4 protein-coding genes are annotated in these 2,357 nt (G+C 61.8%); all 4 read left to right on the forward strand.

The genetic code is table 11. The annotated features are described in order from the left end of the window. Positions 1-673: cbb3-type cytochrome c oxidase subunit I (locus WB402_RS00840; RefSeq protein ID WP_424204815.1), on the forward strand; the 673-nt coding region annotated here is incomplete at its 5' end. 9 nt (positions 674-682) lie between these two features. Further along, entirely contained in the window at positions 683-1,303 is a 621-nt protein-coding gene (ccoO, locus tag WB402_RS00845) for a cytochrome-c oxidase, cbb3-type subunit II (RefSeq protein WP_424204817.1), read from the forward strand. Further along, on the forward strand, positions 1,300-1,479 hold the full coding sequence (locus tag WB402_RS00850; RefSeq protein ID WP_424204819.1) for a cbb3-type cytochrome oxidase subunit 3: 180 nt from the start codon (positions 1,300-1,302) through the stop codon (positions 1,477-1,479). The genes ccoO and WB402_RS00850 overlap by 4 nt, the downstream gene beginning before the upstream one ends. Next, positions 1,472-2,357: cytochrome-c oxidase, cbb3-type subunit III (ccoP, locus tag WB402_RS00855; protein ID WP_424204821.1), on the forward strand; the 886-nt coding region annotated here is incomplete at its 3' end. The genes WB402_RS00850 and ccoP, both read left to right, overlap by 8 nt.

Raw genomic sequence — 2,357 nt, forward strand, 5'->3', positions numbered from 1 at the left:
CTGGGCCGGCCCGCACCACCTGCACTATACCGCGCTGCCCGACTGGACCCAGTCGCTCGGCATGGTGTTCTCGCTGATCCTGCTGGCACCAAGCTGGGGCGGCATGATCAACGGCATCATGACGCTGTCTGGCGCGTGGCAGAAGCTGCGCACCGATCCGATCCTGAAATTCCTGATCGTGTCGGTATCGTTCTACGGCATGAGCACGTTCGAGGGTCCGATGATGTCGATCAAGACGGTGAACGCGCTGTCGCACTACACCGACTGGACCATCGGCCACGTGCACTCGGGCGCGCTCGGCTGGGTCGGCATGATCTCGATCGGCGCGATGTATTTCCTGATACCGCGCCTGTTCGGCCGCCAGGTCTACAGCGTGAAGCTCATCGAGACGCATTTCTGGATCTCGACGATCGGTATCGTGTTGTACATCTCGTCAATGTGGATCGCGGGCGTGATGCAGGGCCTGATGTGGCGTGCGGTGAACACCGACGGGACCTTGACCTATTCCTTCGTCGAATCCGTGCAGGCGATGCATCCGTTCTACATCGTGCGCACCCTGGGCGGCCTGTTCTTCCTGACCGGCATGTTGATCATGGCCTTCAACCTGTGGAAGACGATCAAAGGTGCAAAGCCCATCGAGGCGGCCATCCCCGTCCCGGCCGCGGCGCACTAGGAGACGATCATGGCAACCGGACATGACAAGGTCGAAACCAGCGTCGCGCTGCTGGTGATCCTCACGGTGTTGGTGATCGCGGTCGGCGGACTCGTCGAGATCGTGCCGCTGTTCTTCCAGAAATCCACGACCGAGCCCGTCGAGGGCCTCAAGCCCTATAACGCCTTGCAGATCGAAGGGCGCGACGTTTATGTACGCGAGGGTTGTTACCTGTGCCATTCGCAGATGATCCGGCCGTTCCGCGCCGAGACCGAGCGTTACGGCCACTATTCCGTGGCCGGCGAATTCGTGTACGACCGTCCGTTCCAGTGGGGCAGCAAGCGTACCGGCCCGGACCTGGCGCGCGTCGGCGGACGTTATTCGGATGACTGGCATCGCGTGCATCTCATGAACCCGCGCGACGTGGTGCCCGAGTCGATCATGCCGGGCTATCCATGGCTGGCGAAAAATAAACTCGATCCCGGCCTGATCCAGCGCAAGATGCGGACGTTTAACCAGCTTGGACCGGGCACGCCCTATTCCGACGAGGACATCAAGAATGCGCCTGCCGATCTGGATGGCAAGACCGAGATGGACGCGCTGATCGCCTATCTGCAGGGCATGGGCACGGCGATCAAGGTGCGGCGATGAACTTCGGTCTCATACATTCGGTGTGGACGGTGCTGCTGTTCGTGCTGTTCATCGGCATCATCGTGTGGGCCTGGAGCGCGAAGCGCAAGAAGCGGTTTGACAAGGCAGCGCGCATGCCCCTGGAAGACGATGACGCGGTGTCCAAGCGTCCTTCCGGAGACAAGAAACATGGCTGATTTCACGAGCGGATTCTGGAGCTGGTACATCATCGTCGGGGCCGGCGGCGGCATCGTCGCGATGCTCTGGCTGATCCGCTGGATGTCGACCGGCCCACGCCCGAAAGTCGGCGAAAAGCCCAAGTCTCATGGCCACGTCTGGGACGAGGACCTGCAGGAACTGAACAACCCGCTGCCCAAGTGGTGGCTGGGTCTGTTCTATGTCACGCTGGTGTTCGGCGTTGGTTACCTGGCGCTGTATCCGGGCATGGGGACTTTCAAGGGTATCCTCGGCTGGACCGAGAAAGGCCAGTATGAAAAGGAAATCGCGGCCGCGGACAATCAGTTCAATCCGTTGTATGAAAAATATCTCAAGGAAGACCTCAAGCTCCTGGCCGCGAACCCGGAGGCCCTCAAGACCGGCGCGCGCCTGTTCGTGAACTACTGCACCGGCTGCCACGGATCTGACGCCGGCGGCGGCCCCGGTTTCCCCAATTTGCGCGACGAAGACTGGCTGTACGGCGGCGATCCGCAGATCATCCAGACCACGATCCTGCACGGCCGCCAGGGCGCGATGCCCGCGTGGGGCGCGGTGCTGGGGCCGGACGGCACGGCGAACGTGGCGGAATACGTCCTCTCTCTCAGCGGGCGCAGCGTGAATGACACCATCGCCGCAGCCGGCAAGGAAAAATTCATGCAACTGTGCGTGGCCTGTCATGGGCCGGATGGCAAGGGCAACCCGGCCATGGGCGCGCCCAACCTGACCGATAATATCTGGCTCTATGGCGGCTCGAAGAAGACCATCATGGAAACCATCGACAAGGGCCGTGCCGGCCGCATGCCGGCGCATGCCGAGTTCCTGGGCGAGGCCAAAGTGCATTTGCTGGCCGCCTACATCT

It is taken from the genome of Sulfuricaulis sp. (genome assembly GCF_049587675.1).
Lineage (GTDB): Bacteria > Pseudomonadota > Gammaproteobacteria > Acidiferrobacterales > Sulfurifustaceae > Sulfuricaulis.

What these genes read in the sequence shown, in the direction of transcription:
- WB402_RS00850 (WP_424204819.1), top strand. Translation starts at nt 1,300, where the DNA reads ATGAACTTCGGTCTCATACATTCGGTGTGGACGGTGCTGCTGTTCGTG.
- ccoO (WP_424204817.1), top strand. Translation starts at nt 683, where the DNA reads ATGGCAACCGGACATGACAAGGTCGAAACCAGCGTCGCGCTGCTGGTG.